This window comes from Frankia tisae (genome assembly GCF_025403405.1).
In the GTDB taxonomy this organism is placed as follows: domain Bacteria; phylum Actinomycetota; class Actinomycetes; order Frankiales; family Frankiaceae; genus Frankia; species Frankia tisai.
On record NZ_JANEZT010000097.1, the window covers coordinates 1 to 18,336 of the forward strand.

18 protein-coding genes are annotated in these 18,336 nt (G+C 73.1%); 15 read left to right on the top strand and 3 right to left on the bottom strand.

Going from position 1 to position 18,336, the window contains the following annotated elements; translation table 11 throughout:
* A partial coding sequence (locus tag NBZ85_RS11900) for a UDP-N-acetylmuramate--L-alanine ligase (RefSeq protein ID WP_261561941.1) occupies positions 1–1,051 on the bottom strand: 1,051 nt, incomplete at its 3' end.
* A 471-nt stretch (positions 1,052–1,522) separates the two neighbouring features.
* Here NBZ85_RS11900 and ftsZ point away from each other — a divergent pair.
* From ftsZ to NBZ85_RS11935, 7 genes are all read left to right on the top strand, one after another.
* Entirely contained in the window at positions 1,523–3,010 is a 1,488-nt protein-coding gene (gene ftsZ / locus NBZ85_RS11905) for a cell division protein FtsZ (RefSeq protein WP_261558982.1), read from the top strand.
* Positions 3,011–3,035: 25 nt separating this feature from the next.
* Positions 3,036–3,719 (top strand): peptidoglycan editing factor PgeF, encoded by a 684-nt coding sequence (pgeF, locus tag NBZ85_RS11910; RefSeq protein ID WP_261558984.1) that lies wholly within the window; start codon positions 3,036–3,038, stop codon positions 3,717–3,719.
* Positions 3,716–4,576 (top strand): YggS family pyridoxal phosphate enzyme, encoded by an 861-nt coding sequence (locus NBZ85_RS11915; protein ID WP_261558986.1) that lies wholly within the window; start codon positions 3,716–3,718, stop codon positions 4,574–4,576. Before pgeF ends, NBZ85_RS11915 begins: the two co-directional genes overlap by 4 nt.
* A gap of 10 nt (positions 4,577–4,586) precedes the next feature.
* Positions 4,587–5,132, top strand: coding sequence for a cell division protein SepF (locus NBZ85_RS11920; protein WP_261558987.1), 546 nt, complete (start codon positions 4,587–4,589; stop codon positions 5,130–5,132).
* Positions 5,133–5,193: 61 nt separating this feature from the next.
* Entirely contained in the window at positions 5,194–5,478 is a 285-nt protein-coding gene (locus NBZ85_RS11925) for a YggT family protein (protein ID WP_498041238.1), read from the top strand.
* Positions 5,479–5,571: 93 nt separating this feature from the next.
* Positions 5,572–6,534 (top strand): DivIVA domain-containing protein, encoded by a 963-nt coding sequence (locus tag NBZ85_RS11930; RefSeq protein WP_261558989.1) that lies wholly within the window; start codon positions 5,572–5,574, stop codon positions 6,532–6,534.
* Positions 6,535–6,658: 124 nt separating this feature from the next.
* Positions 6,659–6,796 carry a hypothetical protein gene (locus NBZ85_RS11935; RefSeq protein ID WP_261558993.1) on the top strand — a complete coding sequence of 46 codons (138 nt, stop codon included), beginning with the start codon at positions 6,659–6,661 and terminating at the stop codon, positions 6,794–6,796.
* 70 nt (positions 6,797–6,866) lie between these two features.
* On the opposite strand, the gene ileS is transcribed toward NBZ85_RS11935, so the two are convergent.
* Positions 6,867–10,055 carry an isoleucine--tRNA ligase gene (gene ileS, locus NBZ85_RS11940; RefSeq protein WP_261561942.1) on the bottom strand — a complete coding sequence of 1,063 codons (3,189 nt, stop codon included), beginning with the start codon at positions 10,053–10,055 and terminating at the stop codon, positions 6,867–6,869.
* A 504-nt stretch (positions 10,056–10,559) separates the two neighbouring features.
* Between ileS and lspA the strand changes: the two genes are divergently transcribed.
* The 7 genes from lspA to NBZ85_RS11975 all read left to right on the top strand — a co-directional run bounded on the left by lspA (position 10,560) and on the right by NBZ85_RS11975 (position 17,007).
* Positions 10,560–11,228 carry a signal peptidase II gene (gene lspA / locus NBZ85_RS11945; RefSeq protein ID WP_261561943.1) on the top strand — a complete coding sequence of 223 codons (669 nt, stop codon included), beginning with the start codon at positions 10,560–10,562 and terminating at the stop codon, positions 11,226–11,228.
* On the top strand, positions 11,225–12,166 hold the full coding sequence (locus NBZ85_RS11950) for an RluA family pseudouridine synthase (protein ID WP_261559185.1): 942 nt from the start codon (positions 11,225–11,227) through the stop codon (positions 12,164–12,166). The genes lspA and NBZ85_RS11950 overlap by 4 nt, the downstream gene beginning before the upstream one ends.
* The gene (locus NBZ85_RS11955) at positions 12,163–13,182 is read left to right on the top strand and encodes a hypothetical protein (protein WP_261559184.1); all 1,020 of its coding nucleotides are present in this window, start codon (positions 12,163–12,165) and stop codon (positions 13,180–13,182) included. Before NBZ85_RS11950 ends, NBZ85_RS11955 begins: the two co-directional genes overlap by 4 nt.
* 283 nt (positions 13,183–13,465) lie before the next feature.
* Positions 13,466–14,110 (top strand): DUF6308 family protein, encoded by a 645-nt coding sequence (locus NBZ85_RS11960; protein ID WP_261559182.1) that lies wholly within the window; start codon positions 13,466–13,468, stop codon positions 14,108–14,110.
* A gap of 49 nt (positions 14,111–14,159) precedes the next feature.
* Positions 14,160–15,122, top strand: a complete 963-nt coding sequence (locus tag NBZ85_RS11965; protein WP_261559179.1) for an ABC transporter ATP-binding protein — start codon at positions 14,160–14,162, stop codon at positions 15,120–15,122.
* Positions 15,123–15,291: 169 nt separating this feature from the next.
* A complete protein-coding gene (locus NBZ85_RS11970; RefSeq protein ID WP_498041240.1) occupies positions 15,292–16,071 on the top strand; it encodes an ABC transporter permease in 780 nt (259 codons plus the stop codon).
* 270 nt (positions 16,072–16,341) lie between these two features.
* A complete protein-coding gene (locus tag NBZ85_RS11975) occupies positions 16,342–17,007 on the top strand; it encodes a hypothetical protein (protein ID WP_261559170.1) in 666 nt (221 codons plus the stop codon).
* 61 nt (positions 17,008–17,068) lie between these two features.
* On the opposite strand, the gene NBZ85_RS11980 is transcribed toward NBZ85_RS11975, so the two are convergent.
* A complete protein-coding gene (locus NBZ85_RS11980) occupies positions 17,069–17,743 on the bottom strand; it encodes an LON peptidase substrate-binding domain-containing protein (RefSeq protein WP_261559169.1) in 675 nt (224 codons plus the stop codon).
* Positions 17,744–18,022: 279 nt separating this feature from the next.
* Here NBZ85_RS11980 and NBZ85_RS11985 point away from each other — a divergent pair.
* Positions 18,023–18,336 (top strand): hypothetical protein (locus NBZ85_RS11985; RefSeq protein WP_261561944.1); only part of this gene is annotated, 314 nt, incomplete at its 3' end.

The following is an 18,336-nucleotide window of genomic DNA, read 5'->3' on the forward strand; positions in this document are numbered from 1 at the left end:
GTGTGGGGGGGACCGGGATGGCGGCGAGGGCGGGCGTGCCGGCTCGCCAGAAGCCGACGAACTCGAAGCGGCGGGCCGCGCCGGTGTAGGTCGCGAGCGTCGCGAGGGTCTGCGCCGGCGCGACGCCCAGCTCGGTGGCGACAGCGAGGACCGCCAGCGCGTTGAGGACCGAGTGTCGGCCGGGGACCGCCAGTGCCAGGTCCCCCACCTCCTGCCCGGCGTGCAGGACGACGGCGCGGGCCGTGTCGTCCCCGGCCACGGTGGCGACGTCCACCGCACGCCACCGGCGATCCGTCCCGAAACCGTAGTCGAGCACCGGCACGGCCGCGGGCGCCGCCTGCCGGCGCAGCTCGGCGAGGACGGCGGCGACTCCCGGATCGTCCCCGCAGACCACCAGGCGGCCGCCTGGGCGCACCCGGCGGGCGAACGCGGTGAAGGCGGCCTGGACCGACGCCTCGTCCGGGAAGATGTCCGGGTGCTCCCACTCGACGTTGGTGATCACGGCGATGGCGGGTTCGAGACCGGCGAAGGCGCCGCCGTACTCGTCGGACTCCAGCACGAACACGTCGCCGGAGCCGGTGAGCGCGTTGCCGCCGAGCTGGGAGACCTCCGCGCCGATGACCGCGGTAGGGTCGAGCCCGGCCGCGCGGAGCACCAGGGCCAGCATCGCCGAGGTGGTCGACTTGCCGTGCGAGCCCGCCACGGCGACCAGCCGGTAGCCGGCGGTCAGCTCCGGCAGCCATTCGGACCGGCGGCGGACTGGCAGGCCCAGCGATCGAGCGCCGACGATCTCGGGATGATCGTCGGCGAGGGCACTGGAGGCGACCACGACATCCACACCGGTGAGTTCGGCGGCGATCGCGTCCGCGGCCGGCGCGGGTCCGACGCGGACGGGCACCCCGCGGGCGCGCAGGCTCGCCACGCGGGGGGAGTCCTCGGCGTCGCTGCCGCTGACTTTCCCGCCGCCGGCGAGATGGATCTGGGCCAGCGGCGACAGGCCGGCGCCGCCGATGCCGAGGAAGTGGACGTGCTGGGTGCGCTGACGGGTCACGCAGGCAGTACACCATCACGCCCGCGTCCCGCCGCGCTCCGCCTTGATCGCGCCCCGCCGGCCCCGGGGGACCCCTGGCCTCCCAGGCCCCGTGGTCGCCGAAAATCACCGCACAGAGTGCTGCCGCTCCAGGAGGATCGCCGAAGGCGATCCGACGGAATTCGGCTGCCACACTGAGGCCAGGGACCCCCGCATCGCGCCGAAGGCGCGATGCGGGGAAGGCTTTGTGACGAAGCGGACGTGGCAGGAAGGTGCGCGCCGCGCCGACAGCTTCCTTGACCACTGCCGTAGCCGTGCCTACTGTCCGATTCACAGTCGGAAGTTGACATAACTGTAACTGTCTAGCTGACGGTGAAGGTTGAGACTCTGACTACTTCCCCCGCTCGCCGCGTGAATCCGCCATCCCGCGGCGCCGCAGGGGCGGGGTATCCCCCCGTCCGACCACCGACGCCGCTGGAGGACCGACACCGCATGGCTGCCCCACAGAACTATCTCGCGGTCATCAAGGTCGTCGGGATCGGTGGTGGTGGCGTAAACGCCGTCAACCGGATGATCGAAGTCGGTCTCAAGGGCGTCGAGTTCATCGCCATCAACACCGATGCCCAGGCCTTGCTCATGAGTGATGCCGACGTCAAGCTCGACGTCGGCCGCGAGTTGACCCGGGGCCTCGGCGCCGGGGCCGACCCGGAGGTGGGCCGGCAGGCCGCCGAGGACCATCGTGAGGAGATCGAGGAGGTCCTCAAGGGGGCCGACATGGTCTTCGTCACCGCCGGTGAGGGCGGTGGCACCGGTACGGGTGGCGCCCCCGTCGTGGCGAACGTCGCCCGTTCGCTCGGCGCGCTCACCATCGGTGTCGTGACCCGGCCGTTCACCTTCGAGGGCAGGCGCCGCGCGACGCAGGCAGACACGGGTATCGACACTCTGCGCAATGAGGTCGACACGCTCATTGTCATCCCGAACGACCGCCTGCTCGCGATGACCGACCGTGACATCAGCGTGCTGGACGCCTTCCGTAGCGCCGACCAGGTACTGCTCTCCGGTGTGCAGGGCATCACCGACCTGATCACCACCCCCGGCCTGATCAACCTCGACTTCGCCGACGTGAAGACGGTCATGTCGCACGCCGGCAGCGCCTTGATGGGCATCGGGCGGGCCCGCGGTGACGACCGGGCCACGGTGGCCGCCGAACAGGCCATCGCCTCCCCGCTGCTGGAGGCGAGCATGGACGGCGCCCAGGGCGTCCTGCTCAACATCTCCGGCGGCTCGGACCTCGGCCTGTTCGAGATCAACGCGGCCGCGGAGCTCGTCGCGGACGCGGCCCACCCCGAGGCGAACATCATCTTCGGTGCGGTGATCGACGATGCGCTGGGCGACGAGGTGCGGGTGACGGTCATCGCCGCCGGGTTCGACACGGTGCAGGACCGGCGGATCAGACCGCCACACGCGCAGCAGCAGCCGCGGCGGCCCCACGGCCAGGGTGGGGTCGCCGGCAGCGGCGCCGCGAGCACGGCCCCGGCTCCGGCCCCCTCACCAGCGACGACGATTCTTCCGCCGCTCCCGACGATCCCGAACGGGTCGCCCCGGGCGGCGCAGGCCGCGCCTGCGCCCCCGCCGCCGCCCGTCCAGCCGGCCCCGCCGGCGCCGAGCTACCTGCAGCAGGCGTCGTCGGCGATCAGCCAGTCAAACGTCGGCCATTACCATCCCGACCCGCTGCCGGGGGCGCCGGCAACCCACGAGCCCGCCTCGCCCGGCGAGTCGACCGTGATCCCGACGGTGGAGTCGCGGATCGCTCCGCCCGTGCGGGAACCCGTGGAGCCGGCGCCGGACCCCGGCTACGGCCAGCAGCACCGGGGCGACCCGCCGCGGGCGACGGGGCCGCGGCCGACCTACCCGCCGCGCCGCCCCGTCCGGCCGATCGTCGACGACGACGAGCTGGACGTGCCGGACTTCCTCAAATAGCCCACACCAGGGGAGACTTCCGGCCATGCCGGTTCTGTTCACCTCGCGTGCGGACGGGGTCAGCGCCGCGCCGTTCAGGGGGCTCAACCTCGGTGATCACGTCGGCGACGCCCCGGACGCCGTCGCCGCCAACCGGCACCGGCTGGCGGCGCGGCTGCGGATGCCGGTGCAGTACATGCGCCAGGTACACGGCACGCGGGTCGTCGTCGCGCGCGCGCCCACCCCTCCGCCGGAGGCGGACGCACTCGTCACCGACGTGCCAGGTCTGGCGCTGGCGGTGATGGTCGCCGACTGCGCGCCGGTGGTGTTCGAGTCCCCGGCGGCGGTGGGGGTCGCGCACGCCGGGCGGGCCGGCATGGCCGACGGGGTGATCGACGCGACCCTGGCGGCGTTCGACCGGCTGGGCGTCGCGCCGCATCGGCTTACGGTCACTGTCGGCCCGTGTGTGTGCGCGGGTTGCTACGAGGTGCCGGCGGAGCTGCGCCGGGAGGTCGAGCGGCGGGTGCCGGGCAGCGCGGGGTCGACGCGGCGGGGGACCGCCGCGATCGACCTGCGGGCCGGCATCCACCATCAGCTCACCGCGGCGGGTGTGACCGATATCGCCATCGCGCCCCGCTGCACCGCGGAGGACCCGGAGCTCTACTCCTACCGCCGGGACGGCCGTACCGGCCGGTTCGCCGGCGTGGCATGGCTCGGGCCGAACGCGTGATCGGGCGTGCGGACCCACCAGCCGGGGCCCGGCCGATCGCGGCGGCGGGGGGCGACCCGGTCCGCCGGGCGGAGCTCGCCCGCCGACTGGCCGTGATCGAGGAACGGATCGCCGTCGCGGCGAGGGCGGCCGGCCGCGATCCGGCCGGGCTCACCCTCATCGCGGTGAGCAAGACCTGTCCGGCCGACGATGTCGTGATGCTGCACACGCTCGGGGCGTGCCACTTCGCCGAGAACCGCGAGCAGGAGGCCGGTCCGAAGGTGAGTATGGTCACGCGCCTACTCGCCACGCCGGGCGACGATCCGTCGACCGGTGACGCGGGCGGGCCGGGTGGCGCGGCGGGCGGGCCCGACCTCACCTGGCACTTCGTCGGCCAACTCCAGCGCAACAAGGCCCGATCCGTTCTGCGTTGGGCGGACTGGGTGCAGTCGGTGGACCGATCGAGCCTGGTCGGCGCCCTGTCCAGGCTCGCAGTTGAGCGGGGCCGCTCGCTGTCGATCTGCCTGCAGGTATCGTTGGATGTGCGGAGTGATTCCGGGGGTCGGGTGAGGCCCGTGGTCGCCGATTCGGGCCGGGGCGGCGGCGATGCCGCGGAGCTCGCGGCACTGGCCGATCTTGTCGAGGAGGCACCCGGGCTGACACTGCGCGGCGTGATGGCGGTTGCTCCCCGTGGCGAACCGGCACGTCCCGCATTCGCTCGGCTGCGAGCCGTTGCCGAACGGCTGGTCATGGACCACCCTCAGGCCACCGTCATCAGCGCCGGCATGTCAGGCGATCTTGAGGCCGCGGTGGCCGAAGGCGCGACACACCTTCGGATCGGGACCGCTTTGTTCGGTGAACGGCCTGGTGTCCCTTAGAGTCGCGCCCATGGGGCTCGGGCGCAGGGCGATGGTCTACCTCGGTCTGGCCGAGGAGGACGAGGACTATCTCGACGACGACGACTATGACGACGGTCGTGCGGTAGGTCATGACGATCGGCGTGTTATGCACGAACCGGTCCCGATGGATCGCACGGTCCGTCGAATCGACGCACGGGAGGAGCCGGTCGCCATGCCGCGACGTCCACCGGTCGAACCACTGCGCCCCGCGGGACCTGTGCCGATGCGGCGAGTGATGCCCGTCGAGGAGCCGCACCCCTACCGGATCACGACGCTCCAGCCACGCAGCTACAATGAGGCGCGGCAGATCGGCGAGGAGTTCAGGGACGGTACCCCCGTTATCATGAACCTCACCGACATGGACGACGTCGACGCCAAGCGGCTGGTCGATTTCGCCGCCGGGCTGATCTTCGGGTTGCGTGGCGACATAGAGAAGGTGACCAACAAGGTCTTCCTGCTCTCGCCGCACAACGTCGAGGTCACCGAGACGGACAAGCGACGCATCCGCGAGGGTGGGTTCTACAACCAGTCATGACGCCGGAGCGCGGCCTAGCCACGCGCCCCCGAGGTCCCAAGGTTCCCCAGGAGAGAGCACCATCAGCACACTAGGCAGCTTGATCTCATGGGTGCTGCTGGTCTACTTCCTGTTCCTGATAGCCCGGTGGATCACCGACCTCGTTCTCGTCCTCGGTCGTTCGTTCCGTCCGACCGGCCCCCTGCTGTTGATCTTCGAATCCGTGTACACGGTGACTGACCCCCCGTTGCGGTTCATCCGACGGATCCTGCCCCCATTGAGGGTGGGTAGCGTATCGCTTGACCTCGGGTACCTGGTGCTCTTCCTGGTGATCTTGGTGCTGCGGAGCTATGCCCAGAGGCTGTAACGGGGTTGTGTGCACACCGCGAACGCGGGCGCGGCAGACTGCCCGCAGACCGCCCTCTCTTCGGGGAGCGGCGATGCCGCACGAGGAGGCGACGTGGCTCTGACACCACAGGACGTACAGAACAAGGTCTTCAGTCCGACGAGGTTTCGTACCGGCTACAACGAGGACGAGGTCGATACCTTCCTCGACGAGGTCGAGGCGGAGCTGACCCGGTTGCTTGACGAGAACAGCGATCTGCGCCGGCAGCTCGACGAGGCTCGCCGCTCCGGCGGCGGTGGCCCGGGTGTGCCCGCCCAGATCCTCGAGGAGAACCAGGGGCTGCGTCGCCAGGTCGAGGAGACCCGCCGCCAGCTGGCGCAGGTCCAGGCCCAGGCGGCCCAGGCCGCGCGGGAGCGCGTGCAGCAGCAACAGCAGGCGCCCCCACCGCCCGCTCCGCAGGGCGGCGCCCCGACGACAGTGATTCCCGCCGTCGGCTCGGGCGGCGGCGTGCCGGCTCGCGCCGGCTCCGGCCAGGCCTCCGAGGCCGAGATCGAGCAGCGGGTCGCCCGCACGCTCGTTCTGGCCCAGCGCACCGCCGACGAGGCGCTGCGTGAGGCGCGCGCCGAGTCCGAGCGTGCGCGCCGCGAGGCCCGCTCCGACGCCGACCGCATCATCGGCGAGGCTCGTGCCCATGTCGCCGAGCAGCTGGGCGGCCTGGAGGACGACAAGCGTCGCCTGGAGGGCCAGGTCGAGCAGCTACGAGCGTTCGAGCGCGAGTACCGCACCCGGTTGCGGGCCTATCTGGAGATGCAGCTGCGGGACCTCGACGGCATGCCGACCCAGCCGCCGGCCGTCGGTATGGGCAATGCCCCCCGTCCCGGTCTGAACCCCGGCGGGCCGACGCCTCCCCCGGCGGTGGGGATGGGTCCGAATGGCATCCAGCAGAGCCCCGGCCACCAGCCGACGTTCCCGCCCGGCCCGCCGATGCCCGCCGGCGCCATCGCTCGTGACAACGGCCACGGCCGTCCGGATCTGGATCCCAACCGGCGCGACGCGCCCGGCATGCAGGAGTTCTGATCCGTCGGGTCTGCTCACCCCGCCCCGTCGGGCCCGGTCCGGCCCTTGGCCGCGGTAGCGCCCGGCGCCTCACCCCGTCGTCCTGCCCGCGACACGGGGGCGCGGCATGCTGATGCTTTGCGGTGTGCTCATTGCTTTGTGCGTGGTGCTGGCCGTGGTCGGCATCGTCGCCGGCAGCGGATTCGTCTACGCGTCCCTGATCCTGACTCTCGTCGCCGCGGCGCTGCTGCCGTTCGGCGCACTGCGCCGAACGTCCTCCTGACGGCCGCGGCCGCCCGCCGACGCCGGGATCATCGCCGGCAGGCTGCCCGCCTGCGCCTGACCCGCCGCGCTCAGCCGGCCGCGGGGATGTGGCGCGCCAGGCTGAACACCAGGCCCAGCTCCCCGGTGGCCTCGGTGATGTCGGTGGCCTCAGTGATGTCGGTGATGTCGGTGGCCTCGGTGAAGGAGACCGCGAGCACCTCCTCGGCCACGGTGACACCGTGGGCGCGCAGGGCGAGCGCGGTGTCCGCGCGGGTGGCCGACCAGCGCACGTCCACCCGGTCGGTGATGTCCAGGCCGGCGGCCTTGCGCGCGTCCTGCAGCACCCGCACCACGTCGCGGGCGAGCCCGGCCCGGGCCAGCTCCGGGGTGATCTCCAGATCGAGCGCGACGGACAGGCCGGACTCGGCGGTGACGGCCCAGCCCTGCCGTGGCGTCTCCGTGATGATCAGCTCGTCGCCGGACAGCTCCACGGGCTCGCCGTCCACGTCGACGGTCAGCCGGCCGTCGACGGGCGCCCCGGCGCCGGTGATGGCGGCCGCAACCGCCTTGGTGTTCTTGCCGAAGCGCCGGCCCAGGGCGCGGAAGTTCGGTTTCACGGTGATGTCCACGACGTCCGAGGTGGCCGCCTCGACGACGGTGACGTTGAGTTCCTCGGCGATCTGGACGCGCAGCTCGGCGGACAGCTCGCCGAAGGCGGCGGCGCCGACGACGGCCCGGGTCAGCGGCTGGCGGGTGCGCACCCCGCTGCTGGCCCGGGCGGCGCGACCGAGTTCGACGATGCGCCGCACGAGGTCCATCTGAGTGGACAGCCGTGGGGAGTGCAGGTCGGCTGGCAGCTCGGGCCAGGACGCCAGGTGCACCGAGTCGGGTGCCTTCGCCGACGCGTCGGCGAACAGCCGGGCCCACAGCCAGTCGGTCAGGAACGGCGTGAACGGGGCCATCACCCGGGTCAGCGCGTCCAGGCAGGTGTACAGGGTGGTGAGGGCATCCGGGTCGCCGGCCCAGAACCGCCGACGGGACCGGCGGACGTACCAGTTGGACAGGTCGTCGATGAACCGGGCGATCCGCCGCCCGGCGCGCAGCGAGTCGAAGCCGGCGAGTGCCTCGTCGACCTCGTCGACAGTGGCCGCGAGCTCGGACAGCGCCCAGCGGTCGAGCACGTGCCGCTCGGCCGGGGCCGCCGCGGCCGGGCCCTCGCCGGGACGCCAGCCGGCGGCGCCGGCGTACAGCGCGAAGAAGGACGCGGTGTTCCAGTAGGTCAGCAGGACCTTGCGGACGATGTCCTCGATCGCCTCATGGCTGACCCGGCGGTCCGACCACGGGGAACCGCCGGCGAGCATCAGCCAGCGGACCGCGTCCGCTCCGTGCCGCTCGAACAGCTCGAACGGGTCGAGGACGTTGCCCACGTGCTTGCTCATCTTGCGGCCCTCGGCGTCGAGCAGCAGCCCCAGGCACAGCACCGTCTCGTACGAGGAACGGTCGAACACCAGGGTGCCGATCGCCATCAGGGTGTAGAACCAGCCGCGGGTCTGGTCGATCGCCTCGCAGATGTACTGCGCCGGGTACTGCCGGGCGAAGTCCTCGGCGCCCTGGTGCGGCGCGCCCCACTGGGCGAACGGCATCGCGCCGCTGTCGTACCAGACGTCGATCACCTCGGGCACCCGGTGCGCGGTCGCGCCGCAGGTCGGGCAGGCGATGGTGACCTCGTCGACGAATGGGCGGTGCGGGTCGAGCTCGGCGAGATCGCGCCCGGCGAGCTCGGACAGCTCCGCGATCGAACCGACGCAGACGAGATGGCCCGGGTCGTCGGCGCAGCGCCAGACCGGCAGCGGCGTGCCCCAGTAGCGGTTGCGGGACAGCGCCCAGTCGACGTTGCCACGCAGCCACTCGCCGTAACGACCGTTCTTGATCCGCTCCGGGTGCCAGTCCGTCGCCGCGTTCTGGGCCAGCAGCTGGTCGCGGATCGCCGTGGTGCGGATGTACCAGGACGGCAGCGGGTAGTAGATCAACGGAGTGTGGCAGCGCCAGCAGTGCGGGTAGCTGTGCGTGTAGGTCTGGGCCCGCCACAACCGGCCCCGCTCGCGCAGGTCGGCGGTCAGCGCCGCGTCGGCGTCCTTGAAGAACACGCCGCCGACCAGCGGGGTGTCGGGGAGGAACCGGCCGTCGGTGCCGATCGGGTTGACCACGGGCAGGCCGGCGGCGCGGCAGACCGCGAGGTCCTCCGCGCCGAACGCCGGCGACTGGTGCACCAGGCCGGTGCCGTCGGTGGTGGTGACGTAGTCGGCGAGCACCACCGAGTGCGGCGTGCCGGTGCCGGCGGCGAACCGCTCGACGGCCAGCAGCTCGAACGGGCGGGCGTAGCGGGCGCCGGCGAGCGCCGAGCCGCGGAAGCGCTCGACGACCTCGGCATCCTCGCCGACGGCGGCGGCGACCAGCGGCTCGGCGACGACGAACAGTTCCCCGCCGGCGGCACGGACCAGCGCGTAGTCGACGTCCGGGTGGACGGCGACGGCGGTGTTCGACACCAGCGTCCACGGTGTCGTCGTCCACACCAGCAGCTGCGCGCCGCGCTCGGCGAGCCCGAGGGAGTCGGCGACCAGCGGGAAGCGGACGTAGACCGAGGGGTCGTCCACGTCGGCGTAGCCCTGGGAGACCTCGTGGTCGCTCAGCGGCGTCTCGTCGCGCGGGCAGTACGGGGTGACGCGGAAGTCCTCGACGAGCAGGCCCTTGTCGAAGATCTGCTTCAGCGACCACCAGACGCTCTCGATGTAGCTGGTGTCCATCGTGCGGTAGGCGCCGTCGAGGTCGACCCAGTAGCCCATCCGCTCGGTCATCGCGGAGAAGTCGGCGACGTGGCGCAGCACCGACTCGCGGCAGCGGGCGTTGAACTCGGCGATGCCGTAGGCCTCGATGTCGTTCTTGCTGGTGAAGCCGAGTTCCTTCTCCACCGCGAGCTCGACGGGCAGCCCGTGGCAGTCCCAGCCGGCACGGCGGGGAACGTGGAAGCCCTTCATCGTCCGGTACCGGGGGAACAGGTCCTTGAAGACCCGCGCCTCGACGTGGTGGGCGCCCGGCTTGCCGTTCGCGGTCGGCGGCCCCTCGTAGAAGACCCACAGCGGGCGGTCCGCCGTGGACTCCAGCGAGCGGTGGAAGATCTTGGCATCACGCCAGCGGGCGAGCGTCTCGCGTTCGAGGGCGGGCAGATCCACCTGCCCGGGCAGCGGGGCGAAGGTGGGGGTACGCGGGGCGGTGGTCATCGTGGCGGACCCGGTCTTCCTCGGTCGTGGCTGGCGTCGGACCAACGGAGGGACGACGCCTCACCGGCCGGGCGGAGGCGATGGCCGGCGAGCCTGCCCGCCGCCACGTCCCGCCCGGGACCGGGGGTACCGCGGTACCACCCTCCTTGCACGCCCCACCAGACCGATCCGCCGGTGGCGGACCGGGCCGTGGGACGGCCTCTCGTCAAAGCTCGCGGCGGCCGGATCTACTGGGGCACCGCCGGCTCGCGCCCGCGGGATCCCGTTCTGCCGACGGCTCGGGGGTGATCTTCGCAACGCGCTGGCCACCGGGCTTCCACCAACCCCGGCTCGCTCAGGCTGCGCCCGCCGCTACTCGTCCCCGTCGACGCCGTGCCGCTGCGGAGAAGTCTAGTCGACCGTTCGGCGGCTCGGCCGGTGCCAGGTGGGGATCGCCGGCGCGCCCCGTGCGCGCCGGCCCGTAGAGTGGATCGGGTGGGGGAGGCGACGACCATCGGGAGCAGCGTGTCCGAAGATCCCGTCGGCCGTGGGCCGGCCGCGGTGAGCGCAGGCGTGGGCGCGTCCCGGCGCCCGGTGATCACGTTGACGGCGGCCGCCGTCGTGATCCTGCTGCTCGACATCGTCACCAAGCACATCGCGGTGGCCCAGCTGTCCGACCGTGGTGCCGTCGACGTCATCCCCGGTGTTCTCGACCTACGGCTGACCCGCAACTCCGGGGCCGCGTTCAGCCTGGCCGGCGGGGCGACCGTCGTGCTCAGCCTCGTCGCGCTCGCCGTCATCGTGGTCGTGGTCTTCACCGCCCGCCGGCTGCGGTCGGTGGGCTGGGCGATCGTGCTCGGCGCCCTGCTCGGCGGCGCGCTGGGCAACCTCACCGACCGGGTCTTCCGCGCTCCCGGCCCGCTGCGCGGCCACGTCGTCGACTTCGTCCACCTGCACCACTGGCCGATCTTCAACGCCGCCGACTCGGCGATCGTCTGCGGCGGCATCCTCGCCGTCGTGTTGTCGTTGCTGGGCATCGGGCTGGACGGCACCCGCTACGGCGACTCCGGCGAGGCCGCGCCGGGCGCCGACAGCCGTGGTGCCGCGCCGGTCGGCGGGGACGACGGTGTGCTCCGGGCCGATCCGCCCGTCGACCCCGCCGGCCGAGGCGGCGTCGGGCCGGGCGGGCCGTGACCGGCGTCAGCGGAGACCTGCGTTCGCTGCCGGTCCCGGACGGACTCGACGGCTTCCGCCTGGACGCCGCGATCGCGCGGATGTTCGGGCTGTCGCGGACCGCGGCCGCCACCCTCATCGACGACGGCCAGGCCAGCCTCGACGGCCGGATCCGGGGCCGGTCCGACCGGGTCAGCGGCGGCGCCTGGCTGGAGGTGCGGCTACCCGCCCCGCCGCGCCCGCTGACCGTGGAGCCGACCCCGGTGGCAGGGCTCGGCATCCTGCATGACGACGACGACATCGTGGTGGTCGACAAGCCGCCCGGCGTGGCCGCCCATCCGGCCCCCGGCTTCACCGGGCCGACCGTGATCGGGGCGTTGGCCGCGGCCGGCTATCGCATCTCCACCTCGGGTGCCGCGGAGCGGCAGGGGGTCGTGCACCGCCTCGACGTCGGCACCTCCGGGGCCATGGTCGTCGCCAAGAGCGAGCGTGCCTACACGCTGTTGAAGCGGGCCTTCCGCGAACGCCAGGTGGACAAGCGCTACCGCGCCGTCGTGCAGGGCCATCCCGATCCGCTCAGCGGCACCGTCGACGCGCCGACCGACCGCCATCCCCGCCGGCCGGGCCTGTTCGCCGTCGTCGCGGACGGCAAGCCCAGCGTGACCCATTATGACCTGGAAGAGGCGTTCCGCTCGGCGTCGCTGCTGTCGATACGCCTGGAGACCGGCCGGACCCATCAGATCCGGGTGCACATGTCGGCCCTGCGCCATCCCTGCCTCGGTGACCTGGCCTACGGGGCCGATCCCACCCTCGCCGAACGCCTCGGTCTGACCCGGCAATGGCTGCACGCAGCCCGACTGTCGTTCGACCATCCCGGTCACGGCGGCCTCGTCGAGTTCACCAGCCCGGACCCGGCCGACCTGGCGGAGGCGGTGGATCGGCTGCGGGAGCAGGCATGACCGAACCGGTGGCGGTCGAGAAGCCGTCCGCGCCGATTCCCGACGTCGCTGCGGCCGTGCCCGCGCAGGCGCAGCCGTCCCCGCTCGACCGACTCGACCGACTCGACGACGCGGTGCTGCCGGCAGTGTTCCGCGTCCTCGACGCCGCCCGGTCCCGTCTCGCGGACACCGCCGATCGTGAGGCCGTCCGGGCCCGGCGGGTGGCCGAGCGGGCCCGGCGCGGGCGGGCGGGTGGCGACGGGCCGGTTGACACCGAGACCGGCGGCTCGCCGGCTCTGCTCGACGTGGTCGGCGTCGCGCCCGGGGGCGTGGTGGACCGCGGGGCGCGGGTGCTCGTCCTCGGTCTCGTCGCGTTGATCGTGGTGAGCGCGGCGGCGGCGATGCTGCAGAGCGTCGACCGGGACCGGTCGTCCAACGCGACGGCGCCCGTGGCCGCGCCGACGGGCTCCCCACCGGCCGCCACCCCACCGGCGGCGCAGCCCGTGACACCAACGGTGACGATCGGCCCCGGTGCCCGCGACTCGGTCACCGAGTACCTCGGGGCGAGCCGGCAGAACCTGGAGTCCCTGACCGCCGCCGCACCCGCCGCGGACCTCTACGCCGTCGCGAGCCTCACCGGCCCGGTCACCCCCGACCAGTTGCTCGACCTTTTTGGCAGCTACCGGGCCGTGCAGGTGTTCTTCACCGCGGGGGCCGGCGGGCAGGTGGAACAGGCCACGGTGCGCGACCCGGTTGCCGACGTCCACGCCGCGTTCGCCTCGGCGGCGGCGCAGGCGCAGGCGCGCGCCGCGACCGAGGCGCGGGCCGGCGACGTCGGTGCGGACAGTCGGGACCGCCAGGCCGCGGCGCAGCTGCGGGCCGGGTGCGCGTGCCTGTTCGCCGCCGTGGTTCGGGCGCCGTCCGGCCGGTTGTCGCAGCTGGCGGCCGATCCGCGGGTTCGGGTCGTCGATCCGGCGCCGCCCGGCGCCGGACCACCGAGCGTGAGATTCCTCCCACTGTCGCCGGATCGTGGCTGATCTCGAGCGCGGCATCCTCCATTATCTGGCCGGGTCACTGCCATCCGGCGGACGTGGCGCGGAGCTCGCGGGCCGCCGCCATCGTCGCCCCCCGTCACGGTCAGGGTGGGCACAAGGGAGGATGCAAGCGGAATGCCCTCGTCAGCGCGGGTTGCCGGGCTCGGGGACGACGCCGGTTGCGGCGTTGCGGGCAAGCATCCTGAACGGCACCAGACGATGATCGACAACCGCGCGGGCACGACAACCCGACGATGACGACTACAGGACGATAAGGAGCCCAGGGGTGAAGTTGGCGAAAGGCACCCGAGAGGTCTTCGATGCGGAGAGCCTGGTGGAGGAGTACATGGGCCCCCGCAAGCGCGGGCTGCGTTACGCCTACCCCTACTATGACGGACTGGTCACCAACGAGGACCCGGACCTGCTGTGCACGGGCGACCTGCTCGCACCCAGCCTGCTCGGCGTGCACGTCGACGTCGACCGGATGCACACCCTGACCGCGCTCACGCCGCTGTTGCAACGGGCGCTGGACAAGTTGCCGCCCGGCATCGAGCTGATCGAGGCCGACGAGGTGACCCTCGACCTGGTTGCCGCGCTCTACGACCCGCTCGACGACCCCGACGTCTCCGATCGCGACGTCAAGGGCTCGCTGATCGCCAAGGTGCTGCATCGCAAGCGGCCCGCGCTCGTCCCCCTGTTCGACTCCAAGGTCCGGATCTTCTACCAGCACGAGGACTGCGTCCCGCCCTCCCCGCGCGACGGCCGCAGCTGGCGGCAATACATGGGGTTGCTCGTCCGGGCCATGCAGTACGACCTTCGGGAGAACGCCGAGGAGTTCCGCCGGCTCGCCGCGCTGGTGCCGTCGACCGGCCCGCAGGTCACCCCGCTGCGCATGCTTGACGTCGTGGTGTGGATGAGCAGCGCAGTGTGACTCGTCCCCGACGACGGCCCGGGGCTATCGCCCGCAGCCGGCTGCGACAATGGGCGATGTGCTGAGCTACGCCGTCCGCGGGCTCACCCGACGACACGGGGTGGGCGAGCACTCCGTCCTCGCCAACGACCGGATCGACCTCGACATCCGGCAGGGCGAGGTGTTCGGGGTGCTCGGCCCGAACGGCGCCGGGAAGACCACGCTGGTCCGCCAACTGATGGGTCTGCTGCGCCCCGACTCCGGGTCGATCACGATGTTCGGCCGCGACGTCCGCGCCGCCCCGGACCTGCCCGCCCGGCTGACCGGCTACCTCGGCCAGGACGACCTCGCCCTGGCCGAGCTGCCCGTCGCCACCGCGGTGGCGACCACCGCGCGGATGCGCGGTGTTTCCCGCGCGGCCGTGCGGGAGGTCCGGGACGCCATCCTCGACGAACTCGGCCTCACCGCGGTGGCGGACCGGCCGCTGGCCCGGCTGTCCGGCGGGCAGCGGCGGCTGGCCTGCGTGGCCACGGCGCTGGTCGGCGACCGTCCGGTCCTCGTCCTCGACGAGCCGACCACCGGGCTCGACCCGGCCGCCCGCCGGGCGGTGTGGGGGGCGTTACAGCACCGCCGGGACACGACGGGCACCACCATCGTGCTGATCACCCACAACGTCCTGGAAGCGGAGTCGGTGCTCGACCGGGTCGCCGTCCTGGAGTCCGGGCGGGTGATCGCCTGCGACACCCCCGGCCAGCTCAAGGCGTCGGTCTCCGGCGACGTCCGGCTCGACCTCGCCTGGCGGCACGAACCGCCCTTCGACGACCCCACCGTCGCCATGCTCGCTCGCATCGCGACGACCAACGGCCGGCGCTGGACGGTCCGCCTGGACCCGGTGACCGCCCGGGAGGCCCTCGGACGGCTGACCACCGGCGCGGCCCTCGCCGCGCTGGACGATTTCAGCCTCGCCACCCCGTCCCTCGAGGACGTCTACCTCACCCTCGGCGGGGCGTCTCGAGACCTGGAGCGGACATGACTGTGCACGTGCATCGTCCGGGCCAGCAGGAGTGGTCCCGATGACGATCGTCCCCGACGAGCGCAACGCGCCTGCGATCCTCTCGGCACTGCAGCCGGAGCCGTCCCTGGAACCGTCCCTGGAACCGTCGTCAGGGCCGTCCACGGTGCCGCTGCCGTTGCCGATTCCGATGCCGGCGAGGCTCGGGCCGCCGAAGATGCCGCTGGCCACCCCGTTCGGCACGGCGTTCGGCGCGGTCTACCGCGGGCAGCTCGCCCGGTCAAAGGTCGGCCGCATTCCGTTGCTGTTCGTGGCGTCGTTCCAGTCGATCGGAATCCTCGTCCTGCTGCGCGGCATCCTCGACGTCGACAACTCCACCGCCGCCGGCCAGGTCGTCGCGGGCTCCACCGTGCTGGTCGTCGCGTTCGTCGCACTGAACCTGCTCGCCCAGCGCTTCGGCGCCCTGCGGGCGGCCGGCGCCCTCGACTACTACCTGACCTTGCCGATCCCGCCGGCGGCGGTCGTGCTGGGCACGGCCGCCTCCTACGCGACGTTCGCCGCACCCGGCACGGTCATCACCGCCGTGGTCGGCGCCCTGCTCTACAACCTGCCGATAACGGGGCTGTGGCTGCTGCTGCCCGTCGTCGTGCTCTCCGGGGTGTGCCTGGCGGGTCTCGGAGCCGTGGTCGGCCTGCTGGCCCCGCGTCCGGAGCTGGCGACCATCGCCGGTCAGCTCGGGATGAGCATCGTGCTGTTCCTCGGGGTCATCCCGGCGGACCGGCTGCCCGAGATCGGGCGGGTGGCCCGGGATGTGCTGCCGAGCAGCTACGCCGTGGACGCCCTCGCGGCCGCCTTCCAACCCGGTGTGGACTGGTCGAAGGTGGTCATCGACCTCGCCGTCTGCGCGGCCGTGGGGATAGCGGCGCTGGCCGTCGCGGCGGTGACGCTGCGCCGCGTCGGAACCGCCTGACCGAGCGGGCCGCCGGCGCCGGCGGCCCGCGGCCCGCGGCCCGGGACCACTGTCGCACCCACTGTGGTCGGGCTGGTCGCCTGACGCGATAGTGTCAACCGTCCGCGGTGGCCGGCGCCGCCGCCGAACGTCGTGCGGACGGGGAGACGGACACCTCTTGGCGGGGCGGGCGGCGTGGCGGAGCGTTCATCGGATTTCCGGGGGGGCCCGACGGACCCGGGAGTCGAGACGTCCCCGGACTCCCCGTCGCCGGCCCGCCCGCGGCGGCCGGTGCCGCTCGTTGTCCGTCCGGACCTGCTCGCGGGGCTGATCTGCGCGGTGGCGATGGTGGTCGTCGGGTTCCCCCTCGGCCTGCTGTGGGCCGCCGTCGCGCCGCACCTCGACATCACCGGCGCCCTGCACGGCAACGAGTCTGCGTTCGCGGTCCAGAGCGACATCGACGCCCGCTTCGCGATGATCTGTGCGATCGCCGGGCTCGTCGGTGGTCTGCTGGCGTTCTGGCGGGCCCGGGACGCGGGTTTCCCGGTGCCGCTCGGGCTCGCCGCGGGCGGCATCGGCGGCGCGCTGATCGCCGGCTGGATCGGCCACCTTCGCCGCTCCCCAGATCTGCTGCACAGCCTGCCGCCCAACGCCTCGCCGGTGCTCGTGGACCTGGTTGACCTGCGGGTCCGCGCGCACGGGCTCTACCTGGTCATGCCGGTGGTCGCGCTGGGGGTCTTCGTGATCGGCCTGTGGGCGACCTCCCGGCCGGGCCGGCGCTCGCGCGCCGACGGCTCGCGGCCGCCCGACCCCTTCGCCGGTCCGGACGGCGCCGAGCCCGGGCCCGCGGGCAACGCCAAGGGCCCGGACGGGCCGAAGAGCCAGGCGGACGCCACGGGTCTGCAGACCCGGCCGGCGAGCGGGTCCCGGCCCGACGGCCCACGGGCACCCGACTGACCCTGGCCGGTCACTTCTGGGCCCGGTCCGGCCAGGCCGCGCCCTGCGGTGCGGCGGCGGGTCAGTTCGGGCTCGGGTCGACCCGGTGTAGCTCGCTGGATCCGATGGTGGTGATCTTCTTGAGTAGGCCGACCTCGCGGCGCAGCAGCGCCCGCTCGACGCGCAACCGGGTGGCCGCGTCCGCCGCGGCGAGCAGGCCCTGGCGTTCGGTGAGGTCGGTGACGGCCGCCGCGGCGATCACGTAGGACAGGGCGATGGGATCGTCAGGCAGATCCGGCAGGGAGATCTGCAGCGTGCCGGTGGCGGCCAGCCGCTCGGCGTAGGCACGCATCAGTCGCTGCACCGGCGCCACGTACTCGCGGGCGGCCTCGGCGTCACCGAGCTCGTCGGGCAGGAACTCCACCTCCCCCACCAGGTAGGGCGCGCTGTGCTGATCCACCGCGCCGACGCGGAAGCGCTGCCCGCCGACGGTGATCAGGGAGAAGCGGCCATCCGGATGCTCCTGCACTCGGCGCAGCACCGCCGTGCAGCCGACGTTGTGGACCGCGGGCAACGCCGGCCCCGTCTCGCGGCCCCGCCGGATGGCCACGACCCCGAAACTGCGCGCCTCGTCGGCGGGCTGGGTGAGCAGCTCCCGGACCAGCGCGCGGTAACGCTCCTCGAAGATCTCCAGGGGCAGCACCAGCCCGGGAAGCAGGACGGTGCCGAGAGGAAACAGCGGGAGTCGTGCGTCCATCGCTGGTGCCCTCCCCTTCTGGCCTACCCGGGGTTGCGCTTCGCCCGAGCCGCGGACCGCCGATCGGCCGGCGCCGCGGGGGCGCGCACCGCGGCGGGTCCACCGCCGCTGGCCGGGCGTGTGACATCAACCCTGTCCCGTGCCGGCCGCGGTGTCCATCCGCCGACCCCTGTGATTCTCGCCGAACGAGGGCGTGTCGGCGCCCCCGGTTGTCCGCCCGGGGTGGTGCCACCGGGCCCTGGGCTCCCGTCCGACTGCGGTTCGGGCAAGAATGGGCCGGTGTGGGGAACCGAACCGGAGCTGCTGGTCGTCCTCGAACAGCCGAGCCGCACCGAGGGTCCGCCGGCCGCGCTGGCCGCGCTGGCCGAGTTCGGACGGGTGACCTCGGCGCTGCCGCCGCGGCTGGCGCTGCTGGCGGTGCCCGCGTCGCGGGCGGCGGAGGTGGGGGCCGGCGCGGGCGTGCGCGGCGTCTTCGTCGACGAGGTGCCCGCGGCGCTGCGGGAGACCCTCAGCCCTGCGGAGGTCCTGTTCGTCGACGGCTGGCTGGCGCGCCGCAGCACCAAGGATCGCCCCGCCGACGGACGCCCCTGGGA